Source organism: Pseudomonas sp. AGC41 (assembly GCF_057334555.1).
The window spans coordinates 10,151-11,538 of record NZ_JBHFJB010000032.1; the positions used below are offsets into that span (position 1 = coordinate 10,151).

General features: G+C 61.8%; 2 protein-coding genes. One reads left to right on the forward strand and one right to left on the reverse strand.

Features of this window, described 5'->3' with window-relative positions; genetic code table 11:
* Positions 1 to 69: 69 nt before the first annotated feature.
* Positions 70 to 993, reverse strand: a complete 924-nt coding sequence (locus tag ACE04F_RS05920; protein ID WP_486105409.1) for a LysR family transcriptional regulator — start codon at positions 991 to 993, stop codon at positions 70 to 72.
* Positions 994 to 1,116: 123 nt separating this feature from the next.
* Here ACE04F_RS05920 and ACE04F_RS05925 point away from each other — a divergent pair, with 123 nt between their 5' ends.
* The gene (locus ACE04F_RS05925; protein WP_030140737.1) at positions 1,117 to 1,323 is read left to right on the forward strand and encodes a tautomerase family protein; all 207 of its coding nucleotides are present in this window, start codon (positions 1,117 to 1,119) and stop codon (positions 1,321 to 1,323) included.
* Positions 1,324 to 1,388: the final 65 nt, after the last annotated feature.

Genomic DNA, 1,388 nt, shown 5'->3' on the forward strand with positions numbered 1-1,388 from the left:
GCGTCGGACCGGCCCAGCGGGAGCAAGCTCCCTCGCCACGGGGATCCGGTTAAGCCGGGGGGATTGCTTTCAGCCCCCGGCCCATTGCTGCCGATACCCCAACAGAAAATCCACAAACGCCCGCACCCGCTGCGGCACGTAACGGCCGTGGGGATACAGCAAGGTGAACGGGCGCGAGCGTCCCGCAAACGGCGCCAGCACTTCCACCAGTTGCCCGTCCGCCAGTTCCTTTTCCACGATGAACCTGTAGGTCTGGAACAATCCCGCGCCATGCCTGGCCAGCGTTACGCCGCCCAGCACATCATCGGAACAGCAATACCCGCCCTGCCCGAACACCTCCTTCTCCTTGCCCTCGACATTGAACAGCCAGGAAATACGCCGCCCGCTGCTGGGCAGCTCGAACTGGATGCATTCGTGCACGTCCAGGTCTTCCAGGGTGAGCGGCGTGCCGGCCCGTTGCAGGTACTCCGGCGATGCGACCACGACCAGCCCGGCGTCCTCCAGCAACCGGGCGATCATCGAAGAATCCGGCTGGGCGCGTACCCGTATCGCCAGGTCATAACCTTCGGCAACGAAGTCGATGTTGCGGTTGCTCAAGTGGACATCCACCGTGACCTGCGGGTACAACGCGCGGAATGCCGGCAGCAGCGGCAGGATGCGATGATGACCATAAGTCGTGGGCACGCTGATGCGCAGTTGCCCGGACGGCACCGTTTGCGCGCCCATCACTTCCTGTTGCGCCTCGACCAGTTGTGTCAATGCCTGGCGGCATTGCTCAAAAAAGGTCCGGCCAGCATCGGTCAGCCGGATGCTTCGAGTGGTACGCACGAACAGCCGCGAACCCAGGCGCTCCTCCAGGCGAAAGATCGAGCGGCTCACCGCCGCCGGAGTCACCCCGGCCACCTGGGCGGCCGCTGTGAAGCTGCCCGCCTCGGCCGCCAGGCAGAACAATTCGATGCTGCCCAACTGCAAGTCTTCGAAATGGCGCTTCATGATTCATTACACCGCGTATCAACAGAAGATTCCCGATGCCTGTTTATCAGCCCGTGACGTATAAATACAGTGGTCATCGATTGCGCCGCACCTGCTGCGCACTTTCCTCAACTGGAGTGCATCATGCCTTTCGTCAATGTTCGTATCACCCGCGACGGCGTTACCCGCGAGCAGAAAGCCCAGGTCATCAGCGAAATCACCGAGACTCTGCAGCGCGTGCTGGGCAAGGATCCGCACCTGACCCACATCGTGATAGAGGAAGTCGATACCGATAACTGGGGTTATGCGGGCATGACCACAACCGAGTATCGAAGCAAGCCCAAGGAGTGACCCTTCATCCCCGACGAGCCCGGTCCGAATGACCGGGCTTTTTTCTGCCCGCGTTACCCACCTCC

Coding starts and splice junctions, on each gene's coding strand:
- ACE04F_RS05920 (WP_486105409.1), bottom strand. CDS start 993: ATGAAGCGCCATTTCGAAGACTTGCAGTTGGGCAGCATCGAATTGTTC.
- ACE04F_RS05925 (WP_030140737.1), top strand. CDS start 1,117: ATGCCTTTCGTCAATGTTCGTATCACCCGCGACGGCGTTACCCGCGAG.